Source organism: Kitasatospora sp. NPDC057198 (assembly GCF_042670125.1).
Classification (GTDB): domain Bacteria; phylum Actinomycetota; class Actinomycetes; order Streptomycetales; family Streptomycetaceae; genus Kitasatospora.
Genome location: NZ_JBHUWH010000046.1, coordinates 1 through 21,252, shown reverse-complemented (window position 1 = coordinate 21,252; position 21,252 = coordinate 1). Strand labels below are relative to the sequence as shown.

Genomic DNA, 21,252 nt, shown 5'->3' with positions numbered 1-21,252 from the left:
TCCCGCCCGGCCCGCTCTGGCAAGCTGGGCCCCATGTGCGGACGCTTCGCCTCCTCCACCGACCCCGCCGAACTGGTCCGCCTGTTCGGCGTCCAGCAGTGGGACCCGACCGAGACGATCGCCCCCAGCTGGAACGTCGCCCCCACCGCGAAGACCTACGCCGTCCTCGACCGGGCCCCGCGCGGACAGCGCCGCCCCGTCCGCCAACTGCACGCCCTGCGCTGGGGCCTGGTGCCCGGCTGGGCGAGCAGCGCCGACACCGCGGTCAAGATGATCAACGCCCGGGCGGAGACCGTCCACGAGAAGCCCGCCTACCGCCAGGCGTACGCCTCCCGCCGCTGCCTGATACCCGTCGACGGCTACTACGAGTGGCAGACCGCCCCCACCGACGACCTCTCCCGCCCGCCCCGCCGCCCCTACTTCGTGCACCGCGCCGACGGCGCGCCGCTCGCCCTCGCCGGGCTGTACGAGTTCTGGCGCGACCGCGAACGCCCCGGCGGCCACCCCGACGCCTGGCTGGTCACCTGCACCATCGTCACCACCGCCGCCGAACCGCTGCTCGCCCCCGTCCACGAACGGATGCCGCTCCACCTCGGCCCCGACCGCTGGGACGCCTGGCTCGACCCGCACGCCGAGACCGCCGACCTCACCCCGCCCCCGCCCGGCGCGCTGCGCATCCACGCCGTCCCCGACGAGGTCGGCAGGATCCGCAACAACCACCCGGGGCTGACCCGGCCGCTCACCGAGGACGACCTCACGACGCTGTTCTGAGCCGGGAGTCGCCCTCCGGGCGGGGAGCGGGGTGTCCTCCGGGCGGGGGCGGTGGTGGGGCTTTCGGGTGGGGGACGGGATGGGTGGGGCTTTCGGGTGGGGCGGGAGTGTTCCTCCGGGGCGGGGTCCCCTCTCTATACGCTCTGCGGCATGCAGCGGATCGTCGAGACTCCTGCCGGGGACGCCCGGCTCCACTGGTTCCGGGCCGACGGGGCGCGGGCCGTCCTGCTCCTCGGGCACGGGGCGGGGGGCGGGGTCGAGGCCCCCGATCTGCGGGCGCTCGCGGCGGTGCTGCCGGCCGGCGGGGTCAGCGTGGTGCTGGCCGAGCAGCCCTGGCGGGTGGCCGGGCGGAAGCTGGCGCCGGCGCCGGCGGTGCTCGACGCGGGGTGGCCCGCGCAGTTCGCCGCCGTCGCCGAGGAGGGGCTGCCGGTGTACGCGGGCGGCCGCAGCGCCGGGGCCCGGGTCGCCTGCCGGACCTCGTCCGCCCTCGGCGCGGCGGGCGTCCTCGCGCTGGCCTTCCCGCTGCACCCGCCGGGCCGGCCGGAGCGGAGCCGGGCGGACGAACTGCTCGGCACCGGCCTGCCCACGCTGGTCGTCCAGGGCGGCGCGGACACCTTCGGCACCCCGGCGGAGTTCCCCGGGCTGCCGGCCGGCCACCGCCTGGTCGGGGTGCCGCACGCCGGGCACGGCTTCACCGTCCCGAAGCGGGCCCCGCTCACCCGGGAGGCCGCCCTGGAGCTGATCACGGGGGCGGTCGCCGACTGGCTCCGCCCCTGAGGCACCCGGCCGGAGCCACCCCGCCGGGCCGGCCCATCGCCCGCACGCCCGCACAGCCACGCGCCTTCGCGTCTCCGCCCCTGCGCGCCTCCGCACCGGCAAGGTCGCGGTCCGGACAGTGAGCCGGGTCGCACAGCGGTGGCCCGGGAATGCGGCGGCGGTTCGCGGGGTTGCACGAGTCGTCAGAAGATGCCCCGGGTGGAAAGGCAGCGTCCATGGGTTCGATCGCGTGCCGCGAGCGGCCGGAAGAGCGGGCTGCGCAGTCTGCGCTCCTGCCGGACTGGTCGGAGTGGGTTGCCGCGGGCGAGAAGCCGGTCAGCCCGATATCCTCGCTTGCGGGTCGGCCCGAAGCGGGCCGTGTGCGGGTTTCCGAGGAGGTGGGTCCGGTCGTCGGGACCGATGACGCGGCCGTGTCGGGCGCTGCTGGCGCCGACCAGGGCCGTCCGGAGGGCGAACAGCTCACCGGCGACGAACTGGCCGAGGCGATCGGCGAGGACACCTTCCGGGTGTCCGAGAACGAGAGCGAGGGGGCCCGGCGCGAGCGCTTCGAGCGCGACGCGCTCGGCTACCTGGATCCGATGTACTCGGCGGCGCTGCGGATGACCCGCAACCCGGCCGACGCGGAGGACCTGCTCCAGGAGGCGTTCGCCAAGGCGTACGCGTCGTTCCACCAGTTCCGCGAGGGCACCAACCTCAAGGCGTGGCTGTATCGCATCCTCACCAACACGTTCATCAACTCGTACCGCAAGAAGCAGCGCGAACCCCAGCGCACCGCGGCCGAGGAGATCGAGGACTGGCAGCTGGCGCGCGCCGAGTCGCACATGTCGACCGGTCTGCGGTCGGCCGAGACGCAGGCGCTCGACCACCTGCCGGACAGCGACGTGAAGGACGCGCTGCAGGCGATCCCGGAGGAATTCCGGATCGCGGTGTACCTCGCGGACGTCGAGGGCTTTGCGTACAAGGAGATCGCGGACATCATGGGTACACCCATCGGTACGGTGATGTCCCGACTGCACCGTGGCCGCCGCCAGTTGCGCGGCATGCTGGAGGACTACGCCCGCGAGCGGGGGCTGGTCCCGGCCGGTACCGGTGCAGGGCAGGAAGCGAAGGGCGCGGGCTCATGAGCTGCGGAGATCCGCACGAGACCGAGTGCGGCGAGGTGCTCGACCACCTCTACGAGTTCCTCGACAACGAGATGGCCGAGGGCGACTGCGCCAAGCTGCGGGTGCACTTCGACGAGTGCTCGCCGTGCTTGGAGAAGTACGGCCTGGAGCAGGCGATCAAGGCGCTGATCAAGCGCTCCTGCGGTTGTGACGACACCCCGACCGACCTGCGGGCGAAGGTGCTGGCCCGGATCGACTCGATCCGCACCCAGCGCTCCGGCGAGGTGGACACCTCGGTGATCGAGGTGTCCGCGGTGAGCGTCGAGGTGACGGTCGACGGGGCGGCCGGGCACGGCTCGGCGGTCGCGACCGCGGAGTAGCGCTCACTCGATCGGGTGAGCTGTCGCTGCTCCGGCTGCGGCGATGCGCGATCGTGCGCCGTGTCCGTCCGGGCGGGCCCTATTCTCTGACGAGTCCTCACGTCGGAGGGCCCGTACGGGCGGGGGAGGCCGAGATCGCCAGCGCAAGCGCACGCGAGCAGCGCGCCGCCCTGCCGGGGCGGGCGCTGGGCTACCTGGCCGTCGTCCTGGCGGCCGCGTGCGCGGTGCTGCTGCCGCTGGCCGTGGCCGGCCCGGAGCTGGAGTGGCCCAGGATCGGCCTGCTCGCCCTGCTGCACCTGTGCCTGGAGTCGCTGGCGCAGGGCGCCCGCACCCCGTGCGCCCGGGTCTGGCGCCGGCTGCGCGGCCGCCCCGCCGACGAGACCCCCGCCGACCCGCGCGGCAGCGGCTTCTTCCCGGTGCTGTTCGCCGGCGTGCTGATGCTGCCGCCCGCCGCCGCCGCCCTGGTCGCCCTGCCCGGCGCCCTGCTCGGCCCGGCCGTGCACCCGCGCGGGCTGCGCCGGGTGTGGAACGGCGCCCAGCTGGCCCTGGCCGCGGCGGCCGCCGCCGAGGTGTTCCGGCTGCTCGGCGGGGTCCGGCTGCTGCTCGGCACCCGCTTCCCCGGGGCGGCACTCGGCGCGCTGGCCGCGATCCTGACGTTCTGCCTGGTCAACGGCGTGCTGGTGGCCGGCATGGTCCGGCTGACCTGCGCCGGGTCGGGTCCGGGCGCGCTGCGCGGCCTGCGCCGGGCCGCGCCCGCCGCGCTGCTGCACGGCGCGGGCGGGCTGATGATCGCCGTGCTGTGGCAGGGCCCGTACGGGGCGTTCGCCGCGGTGCTCGGCCTGCTGCCGCTGACCATCACCGCCTGGCTGTCCGCGCAGGGCCACCGCGAGCGGGCCGCGCACCGGGCCACCGTGCAGGCGCTGGTGCAGGCGGTGGAGATCAAGGACGCCTACACCCGCGGCCACAGCGAACGCGTCGGCCGGGCCTCGGTGCTGATCGCCCGCCAGCTCGGGCTGGCCGAGGACCGGGTGCGAACCCTGCACTTCGCCGGGACGCTGCACGACGTCGGCAAGCTCGCGGTGGCCACCGAACTGCTGCGCCGCAACGGGCCGCTGACCGACGCCGAGCGGCGCGCGGTGGAGGTGCACCCGGTGTTCGGCCACGAGCTGGTGCGGCAGCTGGACTTCCTCGGCGAGGGCCGGGACGGCATCCTGCACCACCACGAGCGGATGGACGGCCGCGGCTACCCGTACGGCCTGGCGGGGGAGCGGATCCCCGAGTTCGCCCGGATCATCTCGGTCGCCGACGCCTTCGACTCGATGACCTCCACCCGCTCCTACCGGCGCGGCCGCCCCGTCCCGGAGGCGGTCGCCGAACTGGAGCGGTGCGCGGGCAGCCAGTTCGACCCGGTGATGGTCACCGCCCTGGTCGAGGCCGTCGCCGAGCACGGCTGGCAGCCCGAACCGCCGCCGCCCGGCGGCTGGGACGGCGAGGTGCCCGACATCCCGCTCGGCGTGCCCGAACCGGCCCGGCTGCCGCAGCAGTCCGGCACCGGCCTGCCGACCGGGGGAGCGGCGTGAACACCCGCCGCCGCCCGGCCCCGGCCGACCTGCTGGTCCTCGCGGCCGGCCTGCTCGGCACCGCCGGGCTCCTGCACGCCCTGGCCGACGGCGTCGCCCAGGGCGGCGTGGCACTGGCCTTCACCGGGCTGGTCGCGCTCGGCCAGTGCGCCGGGCCCGCGCTGCCCGGCGACCGCGAACCCGCGCCGGTTGCCACCGCCGTCGCCCTCGCCTACGCGCTGCTCGGACCGCTGCACGGCCTGCCCACCACCCACGGGGTGCTGCAGGTCACCGCCGTCACCGCGGCCGGCACGCTGCTCGGGCTGGCCGCCCAGGCCGCCGGGCAGCACCTGCTGGCCGTGGCCCGGCACCGCCCGCCCGTCCCGCCGGCCGGCTCCGACTCCGCGGCCCGCCGGCTGGTCACCGTCTCGTTCGCCGCGCTGCTGTTCCAGCCGCTGTACAACTCCGGGCTCACCGACCGGATGCCGGGGCCCGCGTACGGGGCGCTGCTGGCGGGCGTGGCCGCGCTGGCCGCGCTCGGCGACGCGGTGCTGGCCGCCGCCCAGCAGGCCGCCCGGAGCGGGCTGCGGTACGCCGCCGCGCTGGACGACCAGCTGCACGCGCTGCTCGGCATCGGCTCCGCGCAGGTCGCCACCGGGCTGCTGCTGAGCCTGCTCGCCGGGGAGGCCGGGCTGTGGGCGCTGCCGGTGTTCTGCCTGCCGCTGCTGCTCGCCCAGGCGTCGTTCCGGCGGGCCGTCGCCGTCCGGGCCACCACCGGGCAGACCATCGAGACGCTGGCCCGGGCCACCGAGATCGCTGGGTACACCACCCCCGGGCACGCCCGCCGGGTCGCCGACACGGCGTGCGCGCTGGGGCGCGAGCTCGGGCTCGGCAGCCGGGAGCTGACGCTGCTGGAGTACGCCGCGCTGATGCACGACATCGGGCAGCTGTCGCTGGTCGAGCCCGTCCCGGGCGGGGCCACCGCGCTGCTGCCCGACGGCGAGCAGCAACGGATCGCCCGGCTCGGCAGCGAGGTGATCCAGCGCACCGGGGTGCCCCGGCAGGTGTGGCAGCAGGTCGCCCGGCTGGCCGACCCGTGCCGCCTCGCCGACGGCCGGCACGACCCCACCCTGCCGCTGGCCTCCCGGATCATCCGGGTCGCCAACGCCCACGACGACCTGCGCACCGCCGCCGCCGACCGCCCCCGGGCGGGCCTGCTCGACCCGCTGGAGCACCTGCGGCTGGACGCCGGGCACGGCTACGACCCGGTGGTGCTGGACGCGCTGGCCCGGCTCGGCCGCCGCGGCCACCGCGCCGCCCGCGGTCCGGAGGGGCGCTGCCGCCCGGCGGCCTGAATGGCCGCGCGGGGCGCGCGGCCGGGGGCGGGCGTGGTTGGATGCGGTCGTGGCGGGAAGACCCGGAGGCGGGGCGACCCGGTGACGACCGACGGCAAGGGACCAACGTGAGGATCTTCCACCGCGCACGGCACCGTCCGTCGGCGACCTGGCGGCAGACCACCGACCGTGCGTTCACCCTGATCGGCGACGGCCGCTACGAGGACGCCGGGGCGCTGCTGGTGATGGCAGCGGACCTGGAGCCGTGGCTGTCGGACTCCTGGTTCAACCTGGCCCTGCTGCACAAGTTCCGCCGCGACTGGGAGCAGGCCCGCTCGGCCGGCCTGCGCGCCGTCGCGCTGCTCGACCGCCAGCACGGCGCCCCGGACTGGTGGAACCTCGGCATCACCGCCACCGCCCTGCAGGACTGGCCGCTGGCCCGCCGCGCCTGGCAGGCGTACGGGCTGCGGCTGCCCGGCGGGCCCGCGCTGGACGGGCCGATCGAGCTCGACCTGGGCACCACCCCGGTGCGGCTCTCCCCGGACGGCGAGTCCGAGGTGGTGTGGGGCCGGCGGCTGGACCCGGCCCGGATCGAGGTGCTGTCCATCCCGCTGCCGTCCTCCGGCCGCCGCTGGGGCGAGGTGGTGCTGCACGACGGCGCCCCGCACGGCGAGCGGGTCGCCGACGGCGTCGCCTACCCGGTCTTCGACGAGATCGAGCTGTGGGCGCCGTCCCCCGTGCCGACCTGGGTGGTGCTGCTGCAGGCCGCCACCGCCGCCGACCGGGACGCGCTGGAGAAGACGGTGGCCGACGCCGGGTACGCCGCCGAGGACTGGACGTCCTCGGTGCGGCTGCTGTGCCGCACCTGCTCGGAGTCCCGGATGGCGATCGACGACGGCCACACCGCCCACCACGACCCGCACGACGACGGCGACCCGCTGCACCCCGGCCACCTCAGCCACCTCAGCCAGGGCGCGGCCGGCGGTCCCTGGCAGGTCGAGCGCGAGTGCGGGATCGCCGCGCCGGCCGGCCTGGTCCGGGCGCTGCTGGAGCGCTGGGTCGCGGCCTCCCCGGCCACCCGCGCCTACCGGGACCTCGAAGAGGTCTGCTGACCCCGGCGGGCCCGCGCCCCGTACCCTGGACCGGTACACCAGGCGGAAGCGGACGAAAGCGGAACCGAGCGATGGCCGAGCAGCACGACCACGAGCACGACCACGACCACGAGGACGGCGAGCCCCAGCGGGTGGTCGGCGAGGAGCCGGACCTGTCCCGGGGCACCGCGCGTCCGATCACCGTGGTCGGCAACCCGGTGCTGCACCGCGAGGTGAAGACCGTCACCGCCTTCGACGCCGAACTGTCCGCGCTGATCGACGACATGTTCCAGTCGATGTACGCGGCGGAGGGCGTCGGCCTGGCCGCCAACCAGATCGGCGTCGACCTGAAGGTCTTCGTCTACGACTGCCCCGACGACGAGGGCGTCCGGCACATCGGCCACGTGGTCAACCCGGTGCTGGAGGAGCTGCCGGCCGGCCGCCGGGTGCTGGACGACGGCCAGGAGGGCTGCCTGTCCGTCCCCACCGCCTACCAGGAGCTGGCCCGCCCCGACTACGCGGCCGTCACCGGCCAGGACAAGGACGGCAACCCCGTCCGGGTCGAGGGCACCGGCTTCTTCGCCCGCTGCCTCCAGCACGAGACCGACCACCTGTACGGGTACCTGTACATCGACCGGCTCTCCAAGCGGGACCGCAAGGACGCGCTGCGGCAGATGGCCGACGGCACCCCCAAGTACGCGACCGTCCCGAACGCCTGACGGCCCCGGACGCACGGCGGAGGGCCGCACCCCGCGGGGTGCGGCCCTCCGTGCTGTCTCCCGGGCCGGCGGCCTAGAAGTCGTCGTCGAAGGAGACCGAGCCCTCGACGGCGATCTGGTAGGCGGAGACCCGGCGCTCGAAGAAGTTGGTCAGCTCCTGGACGTTCTGCAGCTCCATGAAGCCGAACGGGTTGGTCGAGCCGTACCGGACCGGCAGGCCGAGCCGGGCCAGGCGCTGGTCGGCGACGGCCTGGAGGTACTCGCGCATCGACTCGGTGTTCATGCCGGGCAGGCCCTCGCCGCACAGGTCGCGGGCGAACTGGAGCTCGGCCTCGACGGCCTCCTCCAGCATCTCGGTGACCTGCCGGGCCATCTTGTCGTCGAAGAGGTCGGGCTCCTCCTCGCGGACGGTGTCGACCACGGAGAACGCGAAGTCCATGTGCATCGACTCGTCGCGGAACACCCAGTTGGTGCCGGTGGCCAGGCCGTGCAGCAGGCCGCGGCTGCGGAACCAGTACACGTACGCGAAGGCGCCGTAGAAGAACAGGCCCTCGACGCAGGCCGCGAAGCAGATCAGGTTGAGCAGGAAGGCCCGGCGGTCCTCCTTCGACTGCAGCGACTCGATGTGGTCGACCGCGTTCATGTACTTGAAGCAGAACTGGGCCTTCTGCGCGATGGAGGGGATGTTCTCCACCGCGGCGAAGGCCGCGTTGCGGTCCTCCGGGTCGGGCAGGTAGGTGTCCAGCAGCGTCAGGTAGAACTGGACGTGCACGGCCTCCTCGAACAGCTGCCGCGACAGGTAGAGCCGGGCCTCGGGGGAGTTGATGTGCTTGTAGAGGCTCAGCACCACGTTGTTGGCGACGATCGAGTCGCCGGTGGCGAAGAACGCGACCAGCCGCCCGATCATGTGCCGCTCGCCCTCGGAGAGCTTGGCGAGGTCGGCGACGTCGGAGTGCAGGTCCACCTCCTCCACCGTCCAGGTGTTCTTGATCGCGTCCCGGTACCGGTCGTAGAACGACGGGTAGCGCATCGGACGGAGCGTCAGCTCGAAGCCGGGGTCGAGCAGCATCTTCTTCTGGTCTTCGGTGCTCACTGGCACGCCTCGCAGGACTCGGGGTTCTCCAGCGAGCAGGCGATGGCGTCCTGCTCGGCCTGGGAGAGGGCGGGGGACTGCACCGGGACGGGGGCGGCGGTGCGGGCGGCTCCGGACGCGGCCTGGGCGATCCGGGTCGCCGGGCGGGAGCGCAGGTAGTAGGTGGTCTTCAGACCGACCTTCCAGGCGTACGAGTACATCGAGGAGAGCTTGCCGATGGTCGGCGCCGCCATGAACAGGTTCAGCGACTGGCTCTGGTCGATGTACGGCTGCCGGGCGGCGGCCAGGTCGATCAGCGCGCGCTGCGGCAGCTCCCACGCCGTGCGGTACAGCGAACGGACCTCCTGCGGCAGCCAGTTGAACTCCTGGATGGAGCCGTTGGCGTCGCGCAGCGCGTCCCGGGTCTGCTGGTCCCAGACGCCGAGCTCCTTGAGCTCGCGCACCAGGTACGGGTTGACCTGGAGGAACTCGCCGGAGAGGGTCTCGCGCTTGAACAGGTTGGAGACCTGCGGCTCGATGCACTCGTAGACGCCGGCGATGGACGCGATGGTCGCGGTCGGGGCGATCGCCAGCAGCAGCGAGTTGCGCAGGCCGACCTCGGCGATCCGCTCGCGCAGCGCGTCCCAGCGGCCGGCCCAGTGCGGGTTCGCGGACCCGAAGTGGTCGATGTGCAGCTGGCCGCGGGCGGCCCGGGTCTCGCCGTACGCCTCGTGCCGGCCGAACTGCTCGGCCAGGTCGGCGGAGCGCTCGTACGCGGTGAGCATGATGCGCTCGGCGATCAGGGTGGAGAGGGCGACCGCCTCGGCGGAGTCGAAGTCGATCCGCAGCTGGAAGAAGACGTCCTGCAGGCCCATCACGCCCAGGCCGACCGGGCGCCAGCGGGAGTTGGACGTCCCGGCCTCGGTGGTCGGGTAGAAGTTGATGTCGATCACGCGGTCGAGGAAGGTCACCGCGGTGCGGACGGTGGCGTCCAGGCGCTCCCAGTCCATCGCGTTCACCAGGTCGGCGGCGGTGGCGCCGGGGGCGACGTGCGCGCCCAGGTTGACCGAGCCGAGGTTGCAGACCGCGGTCTCCGAGTCGTCGGTGACCTCCAGGATCTCGGTGCACAGGTTCGAGGAGTGCACCGTGCGGCCCGGCAGCGCGGTCTGGTTGGCGGCCCGGTTGGAGGCGTCCTTGAAGGTCATCCAGCCGTTGCCGGTCTGCGCCAGGGTGCGCATCATCCGGGCGTACAGGGTCTGCGCGGGGATGGTGCGCACCGCCTTGCCCGCCAGCTCGGCCTTGACGTACGCCTCGTCGAACTCGGCGCCCCACAGGTCGACCAGCTCCGGCACGTCCGCCGGGGAGAACAGCGACCAGTCGGCGTTGGCGTTGACCCGGCGCATGAACTCGTCCGGGATCCAGTGCGCCAGGTTCAGGTTGTGGGTCCGGCGGGCCTCCTCGCCGGTGTTGTCGCGGAGCTCCAGGAACTCCTCGATGTCGGCGTGCCAGGTCTCCAGGTACACGCAGGCCGCGCCCTTGCGCCGGCCGCCCTGGTTGACCGCCGCCACGGAGGAGTCCAGGGTGCGCAGGAACGGCACGATGCCGTTCGACTTGCCGTTGGTGCCGCGGATCAGCGAGCCGCGCGAGCGGATCCGCGAGTAGGACAGGCCGATGCCGCCGGCGTGCTTGGACAGCCGGGCGATCTGGGCGTACCGGTTGTAGATCGAGTCCAGGTTGTCCAGCGGCGAGTCCAGCAGGTAGCAGGAGGACATCTGCGGGTGCCGGGTGCCGGAGTTGAACAGCGTCGGCGAGCTGGTCAGGTACTCCAGCCGGCTCATCAGGGTGTACAGCTCGGCGACCTCGCGCACCGACTCCTCGGTGGTGCCGACCGCCAGGCCCGCCGCCACGCGGAGCAGGAAGTGCTGCGGGGTCTCGACCACCTTGCGGGTGATCGGGTGGCGCAGCAGGTAGCGGGACTGCACGGTGCGCAGGCCGAAGTACTCGAAGCGGTCGTCGCCCGACTCGTCGATCAGCGAGTCGAACAGGTCGGCGTGCTGCGCCACGAACGCGGCCGTGGCGTCGCCGATCAGGCCCTCGGCGTGGCCCACGGCCACCGAGGAGGAGAACGAGGTGACGTGCTGGGTGGCGGCCTCGTCGCGGATCTCCAGCGCCAGCAGGCGGGCGGCCAGCTTCGAGTACTGCGGGTCCTCGGCGATCATCGACGCGGCGGCCTCCACGGCCAGCCCGCGCAGCTCGGCGAAGTCCGAACCGGCGTGGCGGCCGCGCAGCGCGGCGGCGGCGACGTGGCCGGGGTCCACCTGGGGGAGGTCGGTGCTGCGGTCGGTGAGCAGCCGGAGCAACGCCGCACCGGGGTCGGTGAAGGCGTCGGCGGATCCCTGGGACGGCAGGGTGACTGAGGCGGCGACGGTCAAGGCGCACTCTCTCCTGTGGCGGCGGCGGACGTGGCTCTCGGGTGTCCGGCACCGCACGCGGCCAGGGGAGGGCAGCACGAAGGAACGCGTACGCGTTCCGGCGCGCCGAAGACCACCCCCGGTCCGCCCGCGAGACCGGACGGCAAAGCTGTGCTGCATGGCGTCTGCGGGGATGCCGTGTCGCACACCGTCGGCAGGTCCTCGGACTGCGCGGGCGTCGCTGCAGCCCGCTCACCGTTGCGGGGCAGCCCCGGATTCCCACCGGATTCCCCTGCGTCGACAGCGAGAGTGAGCATACATGTAGTGGCGACTGGAGCTGGAAGCACCAGATGTAGTAGCGCGTGTCGCGTCGGTGGCGCCGCGCGTAGACAACGGAAACGGGCCGCACGGCCCCTGAGGGACCGTCGGCCCCGCGCCCGGCGTGTCCTGGGCGGCCCCGCCGGAGCGGACGGCCGAGGGGGAGAACGGGGGACGGGCCGCGGAGGTTTCCGATCGGCCGGAGAAAAAACCGGGAAGTCCGCCGGGCGGGTCAGAACCGCATCGTGTAGACCAGCAGGTCCGTCCCGGGGGCGGCCGACCAGTCCCGTTCGGGGCAGCGGACGAAGCCCAGGGCGCGGTAGAGCCGGTGCGCGGCGGTCATCGCCGGACGGGTGGAGAACGCCATCCCGGCCAGCCCCAGCTCCCGGCAGCGCTCGACCGCCGCCGCCACCAGCGCCCGGCCCACGCCGCGGCCGCGGGCCGCCGCGCCGACCGCGAGCATCCGGATCTCGCCTTCGCCGGGCCGGGCGACGTCCGCCCACGCGGTGCCGCCCGGCGCGAGGGTCACGCAGCCGAGCACCGCTCCGGCGCCGTCGACGGCGACCAGGAGTTCGGCCTCCCGGTCGCGGCGGGCGGCGTCGCGCAGGAGGTCGACGTACGGCGAGCCGGGGCGGGTGTGGCCGTCGCCGACGAACGCCTCGACGCTGACCTCCCCGGCTCCGGCGAGGTCGCGGGCGAGGGCGCGGCGGACGAGCGGGGGCTGCATCCGGACAGTGTGCCGGACGGGCGGCGGCGCCGGTCCGCCAGGTCCGGGTCGGACGGGTAGCCGGTGGGGCGGTGCGCGTTGTCGCGGCCGTGGCGGCCGTGCCGGTCCAGGTCGCGGCCGACCAGGACGCCGAGGAGTCCGAAACTGCCGATGAGGCCCAGCAGGGCGAGCGCGGTGGTCATGGCTCCACTGTCCTGCGGCCGGGCGGCCGGAACGAGTGGCAGGAACGCACCATTGCCACGAAATCCTGCCACTGCCATCCTGGCGGCATGCGGATGCTGAACAACGTCGCCGTCGTGGTGCTGGAAGAGATCCACCCCTTCGAACTGGGCGTGGCCTGCGAGGTGTTCGGCCTGGACCGGAGCGAATCCGGCCTGCCGGTCTACGACTTCGCGCTGGCCGGCGACCGCCCCGGGCCGATGCGCACCCACGCCGGGTTCACCGTCGACGTCCCGCACGGCCCCGAGCGGATCGCCGAGGCCGACCTGGTGATCGCCACCGCCACCGGCATCCGCGCGCACTACCCCGCGGCGGTCACCGAGGCGCTGCGGGCCGCCCACGACCGCGGCGCCCACCTGCTGTCGATCTGCTCCGGCAGCTTCCTGCTCGGCGCGGCCGGCCTGCTCGACGGCCGCCGCTGCACCACCCACTGGCGGTACGCCGGGCTGATGGCCGAGCGCTTCCCGCTGACCACCGTCGAACCCGACGTGCTGTACGTGGACGACCACCCGGTGATCACCTCGGCCGGCACCGCCGCGGGCATCGACGCCTGCCTGCACCTGGTCCGCAAGGTGCAGGGCGCCGAGGTGGCCCGGGAGATCGCCCGCCGGATGGTGGTCGCCCCGCACCGGGACGGCGGCCAGGCCCAGTTCATCAACCGCCCGCTGCCCGAGGCCGACGGCGAGTCGCTGGCCGGGGTGCTGGAGTGGATGCGCCGCCACCTCGACCGGGACACCGGCGTCGAGCAGCTCGCCCGGCTCGCCCACATGTCGCCGCGCACCTTCGCCCGCCGCTTCCGGCAGGAGACCGGCACCACCCCGCACCGCTGGCTGACCGGCCAGCGGGTGCTGCTCGCCCAGCGCCTGCTGGAGTCCACCGGGCAGAGCGTGGACGCGGTGGCCGCCCGCTGCGGCTTCGGCAACGCCGCCGCGCTGCGGCACCACTTCGGCCGCTGGCTGGGCACCACCCCGCAGGCGTACCGGCGGGCCTTCGGCGGCCCGCGGCGGCCCGCCGGGGCCGGGGCCGGGGAGCGGGGCCCGGCGGGCCTGGAACCGGCGCGCTGAGGGCCGGGACGCGCCGGGACGCGCCGGGCCGGGCGCGTCGGGGCCGGTCAGGCCGACAGGTGGCCGGTCAGGCCGACAGGCGGCCGGTCAGGCCGACAGGTGGCCGGTCTGGTTCCAGCCGGCCGGCCGCAGCCGCCCCTCGCGGGCCCGCCACACGCTGGTCGAGCAGTTCGCCACCGGGTCCAGCGCCAGCAGCTCCTGCTCGGGCAGCCGGTCCAGCACGTGCCGCAGCATCAGCACGGTGCAGTCGTGCGCCACCACCAGCACCGGCCGGCCCGCCTCCTCCTCGCACAGGTCGCGCAGCAGGTCGCGCACCCGCAGCGCCACGTCCAGCCAGGACTCGCCGCCGGGCGGCCGGTAGTACAGCTCGCCCATCCGCCGCCGCCGCTCGGCCTCCGCCGGGTGGTCGCGCTCGATGGCCGCCTTGGTGAGCATCTCCAGCACGCCCAGCTCCCGGTCGCGCAGCCGCTCGTCGTGGCGCACCGCCAGCCCGACCGGGACGGCGCCCAGCCCGGACGCCTGGGCCAGCGCGATCCGGGCGGTCTCCGCGGTGCGCACGTACGGGGAGCACCACACCGAGCGGGGCCGGTCGGCGGGCGGCCGCTCGGCCCACCAGCGGCCCAGGTCGCGGGCCTGGTCCTGGCCGTGCAGGGAGAGCGGGATGTCGGCGTCCCGGCAGGTGATCGGGACGGTGAGCGCCCCGCTGGTGTCCGCGTGCCGGAACTCCACGTTGGCGGTGGACTCGCCGTGCCGGGTGGCGACCAGCACCGAGGGCAGCCGCCGCGTCCGGTCCGGTCGGTCGGCCTCGGGCCGGTGCCCGTTGCGTACCGTGCTGAGGTCGGTCATGGCGGTGGCTCCCCGTGGTCGGTGGCGCGTGCGGTGGGGCGTCCCTCCCGCTCCCGGCCGACGGCCGGGCAGGACGGACGGTCGCGCCGTCACCCCAGTGTCGATCGGGGGGACGGCGCGACCACAGGGCGCACGACGAGGAAGCGCGCGCCCCCGGTGCGTCAGTGCGCCGCTGCGGGCTGCGGGGCGCGCTCCACGGCCTCGTCGCCGGTCTCCGCGGAGTAGTCGGCCTTCGAGGTCTCGTCGGCGCCCTCGGGGGCCTTCACGGCCCGCAGGACCAGCGTCAGGACCACCGCCACCACCGCGTTCAGCACGAACGCGGTCAGGCCGATGTAGCCGGTCCGGCCGATCCCCGGGATCGCCGCGGTGTTGCCGCCGAAGTGCGCGGTCGCCGGCGTGGAGATCCCCCACGCCTGCCACGTCCCGTACACCATGCCGGCCGCCCAGCCCGCCAGCAGCGCCCAGCGGTGGAACCACCGGGTGAACAGGCCCGCCACCAGCGCCACCGCGGTCTGCAGGATCCACAGGCCGCCCAGCAGCTGCATGTTGATCGCGGCCTGCTTGTCCATCGCCAGGACGAACACCAGCGCGCCGACCTTCACCAGCAGCGAGGCGATCTTGGCGACCCTGGTCTCCTCGGCGGGCGTGGCGCCCGGCTTCAGGAACTCCTTGTACACGTTGCGGGTGAACAGGTTCGCCGCCGCGATCGACATGATCGCGGCCGGCACCAGGGCGCCGATCCCGATCGCCGCGAACGCGACGCCGGTGAACCAGGACGGGAACATGTCCGCGAACAGCTGCGGCACCGCCAACTGGCTGTTGTAGCCCTTGGCGCCCTTGCTGACCCCGGCCGCGATCGCCATGAAGCCCAGCAGCGCCAGCAGCCCCAGCATCAGCGAGTACGCGGGCATGATCGCCATGTTCCGGCGCACCGTGTTGCGGGACTTCGACGCCAGCACGCCGGTCACCGAGTGCGGGTACATGAACAGCGCCAGCGCCGACCCGAACGCCAGCGTCGCGTACGCCCACTGCCCGCTCGGCTTGACCACCAGCGAGCCGCTGGGCTGGCCGTTCGCGCCGGGGGTGGAGAACTTGTGCTGCGCGGCGTCGAAGATGTGCCCGAAACCGCCCAGCCGCATCGGGATGTAGACCACCGCGACCGCGATCACGATGTAGATCAGCGCGTCCTTGACGAACGCGATCAGCGCGGGCGCCCGCAGGCCGGAGGAGTAGGTGTACGCGGCCAGCACGCCGAAGGCGATGAACAGCGGCAGGTCCTGGACGAACCAGTTGCCGCTGCCGCCCACGCCCAGCACGTCCAGCACCGCCTGGATGCCCACCAGTTGCAGCGCGATGTACGGCATCGTGGCCAGGATGCCGGTCAGCGCCACCGCCACCGACAGCCCCCGCGACCCGTACCGGCCGCGCACGAAGTCCGCCGGCGTCACGTACCCGTGCACCCGCGACACCGACCACAGCCTGGGCAGGAACAGGAACACCAGCGGGTACGCGATGATCGTGTACGGCACCGCGAAGAAGCCCGACGCGCCGGCCGCGTAGACCGCCGCCGGCACCGCGATGAACGTGTACGCCGTGTACAGGTCGCCGCCCAGCAGGAACCAGGTGATCCAGGTGCCGAAGCTGCGCCCGCCCAGACCCCACTCGTGCAGGTGCTGGGCGTCGTCCGCGCGGCGCCAGCGGGAGGCCAGGAAGCCCATCACCGTCACCAGGACGAAGAACAGCAGGAAGACCGTCATCGCGGTCCAGTCGACGTGCTTCACGCCAGGCCCCCGTCCTTCGGCTGGGCGGGCAGCACCGGCCCGGGAACGGCGGAGGCGGCCCGGCGGGCCGCCTCGTCACGCCTGATCAGCAGGTACGCCGAGCCGGTGAACAGCGCCGACAGCGGCACCCACAGCAACTGGTACCAGTAGAAGAACGGCATCCCGCCGAGTTCGGGGGACGTCTTGCCGTAGGACGGCACCCACAGCATGACCACGATCGGCACCAGCAGGCACAGACCTGCCAGTACCCGGGCGGGGGAGACCACGGGCGGGGTGCCCGGGGCGGGGACTTGGGACGGTGACGGCACGAGCGGCTCCCGGAGGCTGACGAGGAGTCACCTCAGTGGCGCCGCAGCGCACACGGCCGTGCGCCCGCCGAGCAGCACCCTCGGTGATCGGAAGGTCCCCGCGAGGTTAGGGCAGGGGGGTGACCGCTGTCACTACCCCGTCAACCGGATCATGGGAACCACCCGGACGCGCCGCCGCGCGGGGGCCTTACGCCGGACGGTTCAGCCTGGTGATGAACTTGTAGCGGTCGCCGCGGTAGATCGAGCGCACCCACTCGACCGGGGCGCCGTCCGCGTCGAAGGAGTGCCGGGACAGCTGGAGCATCGGCAGGCCCAGGTCGGAGCCGAGCAGTCCGGCCTCGCGCGGGTTGGCGAGGGTGGTCTCGATGGTCTCCTCGGCCTCCGCGACCGTCACCCCGTAGACCTCGCGCAGCGCGGTGTACAGCGAGTTGTGCTTGGCCAGGTTGCGCCGCAGCGCGGGGAAGCGCTTGGCGGACAGGTGCGCCACCTCGATCGCCATCGGGTCGCCGTTGGCCAGCCGCAGGCGCTCGATCCGCAGCACCCGGCCGCCCGGCTTGATGTCCAGCAGCGGGGCGAGCCGCTCGTCGGCCGAGATGTAGGCGACCTCGACCAGCCGGGAGGTCGGCTCCAGGCCCTGGGCCCGCATGTCCTCGGTGTACGAGGTGAGCTGGAGGGCCTGCGCGACCTTCGGCTTGGCCACGAAGGTGCCCTTGCCCTGGATGCGCTCCAGCCGGCCCTCGACGACCAGCTCCTGCAGGGCCTGCCGGACGGTGGTGCGCGAGGTGTCGAACTGGGCGGCCAGCGCGCGCTCCGGCGGGACCGGCGTGCCGGCCGGCTGGGTCTCGGTCAGCTGCAGCAGGTGCCGCTTGAGGCCGTAGTACTTGGGGACCCGGGCCGTGGCGGTGGCAGGGCCGGTCTGGGTCGGCACGGTGGAGCCCTCGGCGAGCGCCGCCGTGTCCCTGTCGCCACTCATGGCAGCTCTCACTCCTCGTTGGAGGCGGTCCCTTAACGGACCCCTAAGTCCTATGTAACAGCACATGTTTGCACGCACGGGAGGGCGAGCGTGAGCCCCGGCCGGATTCGGTGCCGCCCGCCGGGTACGCGACGGGCCCGGAACGGGGCGCCTGGCGCCCGTCCCGGGCCCGTCCCGAGTGTCTCAGCCGGCCCTGGCGGCCGTCACCGCGAGCCCCGCGAGGGCCTCCGCGGCGGCGACCCCGCCGACCCGGGAGCCGCCGTAGGTGGCCAGCGTGGTCACCCCGTGCGGGGCGAACAGCTCGGCCGTCCCGTGCGCGGTGCCGATCTCCACCACCACCGCGTCCGGCCGGTGCTCGACCAGGGCCAGCGCGGCCCGGCGCATCCAGCCGTGCCGGTGCACGTCGCGCACCACCAGCACCAGCGGGCGGCCGACCGCCGCGCCCAGCAGCGGGGCGGTGTCGATCTCGGCGTCCTCGGCGGCCACCGTGACCTGCAGCAGGCCGGAGCCCTCGGTCACCGTCGCGGGCGGGGAGACCCGGCTGGAGGTGGTGCCGGGCACCAGCTCGGACAGCGGGCCGGCCACGCCCCACGGGGTCTCGTCGCCGGCCGCGATGTTCGCGCCCGGGGAGAACTCCACCACGTGCGGGACGCCGCCCAGCGGGCGCAGCTCGCCGGTGATCCGCAGCGCGCGGCGGGCGGCGGTCAGGCCGACGCCGACCTCGGCCTGCCGGCCGACCTGCGCGGCCCGCACGCCGGCCGACCAGCGGGCGACGGCCCGGTTGCGCTCGGCGGCCTCGTGCAGCCGCTCGGCGGACAGCCGGCCCTCGCGGACCGCCCAGACCAGCGCGTCGCGCAGGTAGACGAAGGCGTCCTCGTCCTGCAGGCCGCCGCCGACGCAGATGGTGTCGGCGCCGGCCGCGACGGCCCGCACCGAGCCGGCCGCGACGCCGTGGGTGCCGGAGATGGCGCCCATCTCGATGCCGTCGGTGACGATCAGCCCGTCGAAGCCGAGCTCCTCGCGGAGCAGGCCGGTCAGGATGCGCTGCGACATGGTCGCGGGCAGCTGGGCGTCGTAGGCGTCGAACAGGATGTGCGCGGTCATGATGCTCTTCACGCCGGCCGCGATGGCGGCCCGGAAGGGCAGCAGGTGCTCGGCGAACTGGTCCAGCGCCAGGTCGATCCGGGGCAGCCCGAGGTGCGAGTCGCCGGCCGTGTCGCCGTGGCCGGGGAAGTGCTTGGCGCAGGCCGCCACGCCGGCGGACTGCAGGCCGCGGACGTACGCGGCGGTGTGCCGGGCGGCGAGTTCGCCGTCGCTGCCGAAGGACCGGACGCCGATCACCGGGTTGTCCGGGTTGGAGTTGACGTCCGCGTCGGGCGCGTAGTCGAGGTTCACGCCGACGCTCGCCAGGTCGAACCCGATGGAGCGGGCGACCCGCTCGGTGAGGTCGGTGTCGTCGACCTCACCGAGCGCCCGGTTGCCCGGGTAGGAGGAGCCGGTGGTCACCTCGAGGCGGGTGACGTCGCCGCCCTCCTCGTCGGTGGCGACCAGCAGGTCCCCGTTGAGCGCGTACAGCTCCGAGGTCAGGGCGGCGACCTGCTGCGGGGTGCGGATGTTGCGGCCGAACAGGGCGACGCCGCCGAGTTCGCCGTCGCCCAGTCTGCGGCGCAGCCACTCGGGCGCGGTCAGACCGGCGAAGCCGGGCTGCAGGACCGCTCCGGCGTCGCGGAGGAGATCGGCGCTTTCCGTACCGGGCATCGCCTTGGTTCCTTCCCTGGGGGTGAGAGGTGTTACGGGTGCGGTGATGGTGGGGAAGGGGGCTCAGCCCTTGACCGCACCGGCGGTGAGACCCGCCGACACCTTCTTCTGGAAGAACACGAACAGGATGATGACGGGCAGCGAGACCAGCAGGCCGCCGGCCATCTGCGAGCCGTAGTCCGCGGCACGGGTCGGCGAGGACGAGTAGGCGGTCAGCCAGACCATCGAGGTCTTGGTGTGGCCGCTGTTCAGCAGCACGCTGGCGACGATGAACTCGTTCCACGCCTGGATCCAGCTGTACACGGCGGTGGTGACCAGGCCGGGCAGGGTCAGCGGCAGGATGACGCGGAAGAACGCGCCCCACTGGGTGCAGCCGTCGACCATCGCGGCCTCGTCCAGCTCCGGCGGGATGTTCACGATGAACGAGCGCAGCGTCCAGATCACGTACGGGACGGTGAAGACCAGGTAGGCGAGGATGACGCCGAACAGGTTGCCGGTCATGTCGGCGTTGTTCATCACCACGAACAGCGGGATGAGGATCGCGATCAGCGGCACCATCTGGACCACCAGCATGGTGACGATGAAGAAGCTGCGGCCGCGGAAGTTGAACCGGGCCACGGCGACGGCGGCCAGGAAGCCGACCGCGACGCCGAACACCACGGAGCCCACGGTCAGGAACAGCGTGCTGCGCAGGGCCGGGAGGAAGTCGACGTCGTCGAAGATCGTCCGGTAGCTGTCCAGCGAGAACGTGGACGGCCAGAACGTCGGGTCCTGGGCGATCAGGTCCTTGTTGGTCTTGAAGGTGGTGATGACCATCCAGTAGATCGGGAAGGCCATCACCAGCGCGGAGAACAGCGCGACGGCGTTCCAGACCCAGGTCATCACGCCGCTGCGTCCGACCTCGGTCTCCTTGGACTTCTTCCGCTTCTTGACCGGGGCCGGCGGCTGCTGGGTCTTCGGAGCGGGGGAAAGGACGTCGCTCATCGCTCGTTGGCTCCGATCTTGAGCATCTGGCGGATGTAGTACACGAGCACCGCCAGCATCATGAGGATCATCACGATGGAGATGACCGAGGCGTTGCTGTACTGCGAGGAGCCGACTCCGTGCATGTACAGGTAGGTGCCGATGGTCTGGTAGCCCTCCTCGGGGGAGGAGTTGCGCAGCGAGTAGATCTGCGCGAACACCTGGAAGTCCCAGATGAAGCTCAGCGCGGTGCTGATCATCAGGAAGGGCCGGATGACCGGGATGGTCACGTGGCGGAACGCCTGGAGGTTGTTGGCGCCGTCCAGGCGGGCGGCCTCCATCAGCTCCTTGGGCACCTGGGTGAGCGCGGCGTACAGGCCCAGCACCAGGAAGGGCAGCGCGCCCCAGACGACGACGGCGGCACCGACGACGTACAGGCCGACGGTCGAGTCGGCGAACCAGTCGTAGTGCTTCCAGCTCTCGTCGCCGGTGAGCAGGTAGGCGACGTAGTCGACGATGCCGCTGTTGGAGGAGAACATCCAGCGGAAGACCTGGCCGTTGACCAGCGCCGGGATCGCCCAGACGAACATCATCACGGTGAAGAAGGTGACCCGGACCCAGGCGGAGACCCGGTTCATCAGCAGGGCGAGCAGCATGCCCAGCACCATGGAGAGGATGACCAGCTCCGCGGTGAAGTAGACCGAGCGCAGGATCACGCTCCAGAAGTCGCCGTCGCCCAGGACCTTGGTGTAGCCGTCGAAGCCGATGTAGCTGGCCCGCTCCGGGTGCGCCAGGTAGGCGAACTTGTTGACGTTCTGGAACGACAGGTCGATCAGCTTGTAGATCGGGTACACCAGGACGCCCGCGAGCACGACGACCGCGGGCAGCAGGAGGGTGTAGGGAATGTACTGGCCGCCCGCGAAGACACCGCGCCGCTGCGGCTTCTTCGCCGGGGCGGGCCCCTGGCTTTCGGACCGTGTCACGGTCTCGTTGGTGGTCACGCTCATCAGGGTCCTTCCCGGGCCCGCGGATCTGATCGGTCCTGGCGCACGGGTGGGCAGTCCGCGGGACCGCGGAC

At 73.4% G+C, this 21,252-nt stretch carries 19 protein-coding genes and 1 riboswitch; of the genes, 9 read left to right on the top strand and 10 right to left on the bottom strand.

The genetic code is table 11. From position 1 onward, the window contains the following. Nucleotides 1–33 precede the first annotated feature (33 nt). From ACFUEL_RS08355 to def, 8 genes are all read left to right on the top strand, one after another. Nucleotides 34–771 carry an SOS response-associated peptidase gene (locus ACFUEL_RS08355; RefSeq protein ID WP_380235252.1) on the top strand — a complete coding sequence of 246 codons (738 nt, stop codon included), beginning with the start codon at nucleotides 34–36 and terminating at the stop codon, nucleotides 769–771. A gap of 150 nt (nucleotides 772–921) precedes the next feature. Further along, entirely contained in the window at nucleotides 922–1,548 is a 627-nt protein-coding gene (locus ACFUEL_RS08350; protein WP_380235251.1) for an alpha/beta family hydrolase, read from the top strand. Nucleotides 1,549–1,925: 377 nt separating this feature from the next. Further along, nucleotides 1,926–2,672 (top strand): sigma-70 family RNA polymerase sigma factor, encoded by a 747-nt coding sequence (locus ACFUEL_RS08345; protein WP_380235263.1) that lies wholly within the window; start codon nucleotides 1,926–1,928, stop codon nucleotides 2,670–2,672. Beyond that, complete coding sequence (gene rsrA, locus ACFUEL_RS08340; protein WP_380235250.1) at nucleotides 2,669–3,031, top strand: mycothiol system anti-sigma-R factor; 363 nt, start codon at nucleotides 2,669–2,671, stop codon at nucleotides 3,029–3,031. The genes ACFUEL_RS08345 and rsrA overlap by 4 nt, the downstream gene beginning before the upstream one ends. Before the next feature lie 53 nt (nucleotides 3,032–3,084). Then, nucleotides 3,085–4,611 carry an HD-GYP domain-containing protein gene (locus ACFUEL_RS08335; protein ID WP_380235249.1) on the top strand — a complete coding sequence of 509 codons (1,527 nt, stop codon included), beginning with the start codon at nucleotides 3,085–3,087 and terminating at the stop codon, nucleotides 4,609–4,611. Beyond that, nucleotides 4,608–5,945: an HD-GYP domain-containing protein gene (locus ACFUEL_RS08330; RefSeq protein WP_380235247.1), complete on the top strand. Its 1,338-nt coding sequence runs from the start codon at nucleotides 4,608–4,610 to the stop codon at nucleotides 5,943–5,945. Before ACFUEL_RS08335 ends, ACFUEL_RS08330 begins: the two co-directional genes overlap by 4 nt. A gap of 107 nt (nucleotides 5,946–6,052) precedes the next feature. Further along, nucleotides 6,053–7,036, top strand: coding sequence for a tetratricopeptide repeat protein (locus ACFUEL_RS08325; RefSeq protein WP_380235245.1), 984 nt, complete (start codon nucleotides 6,053–6,055; stop codon nucleotides 7,034–7,036). 71 nt (nucleotides 7,037–7,107) lie between these two features. Continuing rightward, nucleotides 7,108–7,734: a peptide deformylase gene (gene def, locus ACFUEL_RS08320; protein ID WP_380235243.1), complete on the top strand. Its 627-nt coding sequence runs from the start codon at nucleotides 7,108–7,110 to the stop codon at nucleotides 7,732–7,734. A 73-nt stretch (nucleotides 7,735–7,807) separates the two neighbouring features. Here def and ACFUEL_RS08315 read toward each other — a convergent pair whose 3' ends face one another. From ACFUEL_RS08315 to ACFUEL_RS08305, 3 genes are all read right to left on the bottom strand, one after another. Next, nucleotides 7,808–8,803, bottom strand: a complete 996-nt coding sequence (locus ACFUEL_RS08315) for a ribonucleotide-diphosphate reductase subunit beta (RefSeq protein ID WP_380235262.1) — start codon at nucleotides 8,801–8,803, stop codon at nucleotides 7,808–7,810. Nucleotides 8,804–8,823: 20 nt separating this feature from the next. Continuing rightward, entirely contained in the window at nucleotides 8,824–11,238 is a 2,415-nt protein-coding gene (locus ACFUEL_RS08310; RefSeq protein ID WP_380235242.1) for a ribonucleoside-diphosphate reductase subunit alpha, read from the bottom strand. Between the two features lie 174 nt (nucleotides 11,239–11,412). After that, nucleotides 11,413–11,551, bottom strand: a riboswitch (cobalamin riboswitch). Nucleotides 11,552–11,767: 216 nt separating this feature from the next. Further along, the gene (locus ACFUEL_RS08305) at nucleotides 11,768–12,262 is read right to left on the bottom strand and encodes a GNAT family N-acetyltransferase (RefSeq protein WP_380235241.1); all 495 of its coding nucleotides are present in this window, start codon (nucleotides 12,260–12,262) and stop codon (nucleotides 11,768–11,770) included. Between the two features lie 275 nt (nucleotides 12,263–12,537). Here ACFUEL_RS08305 and ACFUEL_RS08300 point away from each other — a divergent pair, with 275 nt between their 5' ends. Beyond that, the gene (locus ACFUEL_RS08300; RefSeq protein WP_380235261.1) at nucleotides 12,538–13,545 is read left to right on the top strand and encodes a helix-turn-helix domain-containing protein; all 1,008 of its coding nucleotides are present in this window, start codon (nucleotides 12,538–12,540) and stop codon (nucleotides 13,543–13,545) included. Between the two features lie 87 nt (nucleotides 13,546–13,632). On the opposite strand, the gene ACFUEL_RS08295 is transcribed toward ACFUEL_RS08300, so the two are convergent. The 7 genes from ACFUEL_RS08295 to ACFUEL_RS08265 all read right to left on the bottom strand — a co-directional run bounded on the left by ACFUEL_RS08295 (nucleotide 13,633) and on the right by ACFUEL_RS08265 (nucleotide 21,157). After that, nucleotides 13,633–14,391, bottom strand: coding sequence for a histidine phosphatase family protein (locus tag ACFUEL_RS08295; protein WP_380235240.1), 759 nt, complete (start codon nucleotides 14,389–14,391; stop codon nucleotides 13,633–13,635). Nucleotides 14,392–14,552: 161 nt separating this feature from the next. Continuing rightward, entirely contained in the window at nucleotides 14,553–16,148 is a 1,596-nt protein-coding gene (gene mctP / locus ACFUEL_RS08290) for a monocarboxylate uptake permease MctP (RefSeq protein WP_380235260.1), read from the bottom strand. Nucleotides 16,149–16,168: 20 nt separating this feature from the next. Continuing rightward, on the bottom strand, nucleotides 16,169–16,480 hold the full coding sequence (locus ACFUEL_RS08285; protein WP_380235239.1) for a DUF3311 domain-containing protein: 312 nt from the start codon (nucleotides 16,478–16,480) through the stop codon (nucleotides 16,169–16,171). Between the two features lie 187 nt (nucleotides 16,481–16,667). Then, nucleotides 16,668–17,453: a GntR family transcriptional regulator gene (locus tag ACFUEL_RS08280; RefSeq protein WP_344559039.1), complete on the bottom strand. Its 786-nt coding sequence runs from the start codon at nucleotides 17,451–17,453 to the stop codon at nucleotides 16,668–16,670. A 183-nt stretch (nucleotides 17,454–17,636) separates the two neighbouring features. After that, on the bottom strand, nucleotides 17,637–19,211 hold the full coding sequence (locus ACFUEL_RS08275; protein ID WP_380235238.1) for a glycoside hydrolase family 3 protein: 1,575 nt from the start codon (nucleotides 19,209–19,211) through the stop codon (nucleotides 17,637–17,639). 63 nt (nucleotides 19,212–19,274) lie between these two features. Beyond that, nucleotides 19,275–20,195 carry a carbohydrate ABC transporter permease gene (locus tag ACFUEL_RS08270; RefSeq protein ID WP_380235237.1) on the bottom strand — a complete coding sequence of 307 codons (921 nt, stop codon included), beginning with the start codon at nucleotides 20,193–20,195 and terminating at the stop codon, nucleotides 19,275–19,277. Beyond that, entirely contained in the window at nucleotides 20,192–21,157 is a 966-nt protein-coding gene (locus ACFUEL_RS08265) for a carbohydrate ABC transporter permease (protein ID WP_380235235.1), read from the bottom strand. The genes ACFUEL_RS08270 and ACFUEL_RS08265 overlap by 4 nt, the downstream gene beginning before the upstream one ends. Between the last annotated feature and the right edge of the window lie 95 nt (nucleotides 21,158–21,252).

Bases quoted from the DNA above. Each gene is read 5' to 3' on its own strand.
- ACFUEL_RS08355 (WP_380235252.1), top strand. From the start codon at position 34: ATGTGCGGACGCTTCGCCTCCTCCACCGACCCCGCCGAACTGGTCCGC.
- ACFUEL_RS08350 (WP_380235251.1), top strand. From the start codon at position 922: ATGCAGCGGATCGTCGAGACTCCTGCCGGGGACGCCCGGCTCCACTGG.
- rsrA (WP_380235250.1), top strand. From the start codon at position 2,669: ATGAGCTGCGGAGATCCGCACGAGACCGAGTGCGGCGAGGTGCTCGAC.
- def (WP_380235243.1), top strand. From the start codon at position 7,108: ATGGCCGAGCAGCACGACCACGAGCACGACCACGACCACGAGGACGGC.
- ACFUEL_RS08315 (WP_380235262.1), bottom strand. From the start codon at position 8,803: ATGCTGCTCGACCCCGGCTTCGAGCTGACGCTCCGTCCGATGCGCTAC.
- ACFUEL_RS08305 (WP_380235241.1), bottom strand. From the start codon at position 12,262: ATGCAGCCCCCGCTCGTCCGCCGCGCCCTCGCCCGCGACCTCGCCGGA.
- ACFUEL_RS08300 (WP_380235261.1), top strand. From the start codon at position 12,538: ATGCTGAACAACGTCGCCGTCGTGGTGCTGGAAGAGATCCACCCCTTC.
- ACFUEL_RS08295 (WP_380235240.1), bottom strand. From the start codon at position 14,391: ATGACCGACCTCAGCACGGTACGCAACGGGCACCGGCCCGAGGCCGAC.
- mctP (WP_380235260.1), bottom strand. From the start codon at position 16,148: ATGACGGTCTTCCTGCTGTTCTTCGTCCTGGTGACGGTGATGGGCTTC.
- ACFUEL_RS08280 (WP_344559039.1), bottom strand. From the start codon at position 17,453: ATGAGTGGCGACAGGGACACGGCGGCGCTCGCCGAGGGCTCCACCGTG.
- ACFUEL_RS08275 (WP_380235238.1), bottom strand. From the start codon at position 19,211: ATGCCCGGTACGGAAAGCGCCGATCTCCTCCGCGACGCCGGAGCGGTC.
- ACFUEL_RS08270 (WP_380235237.1), bottom strand. From the start codon at position 20,195: ATGAGCGACGTCCTTTCCCCCGCTCCGAAGACCCAGCAGCCGCCGGCC.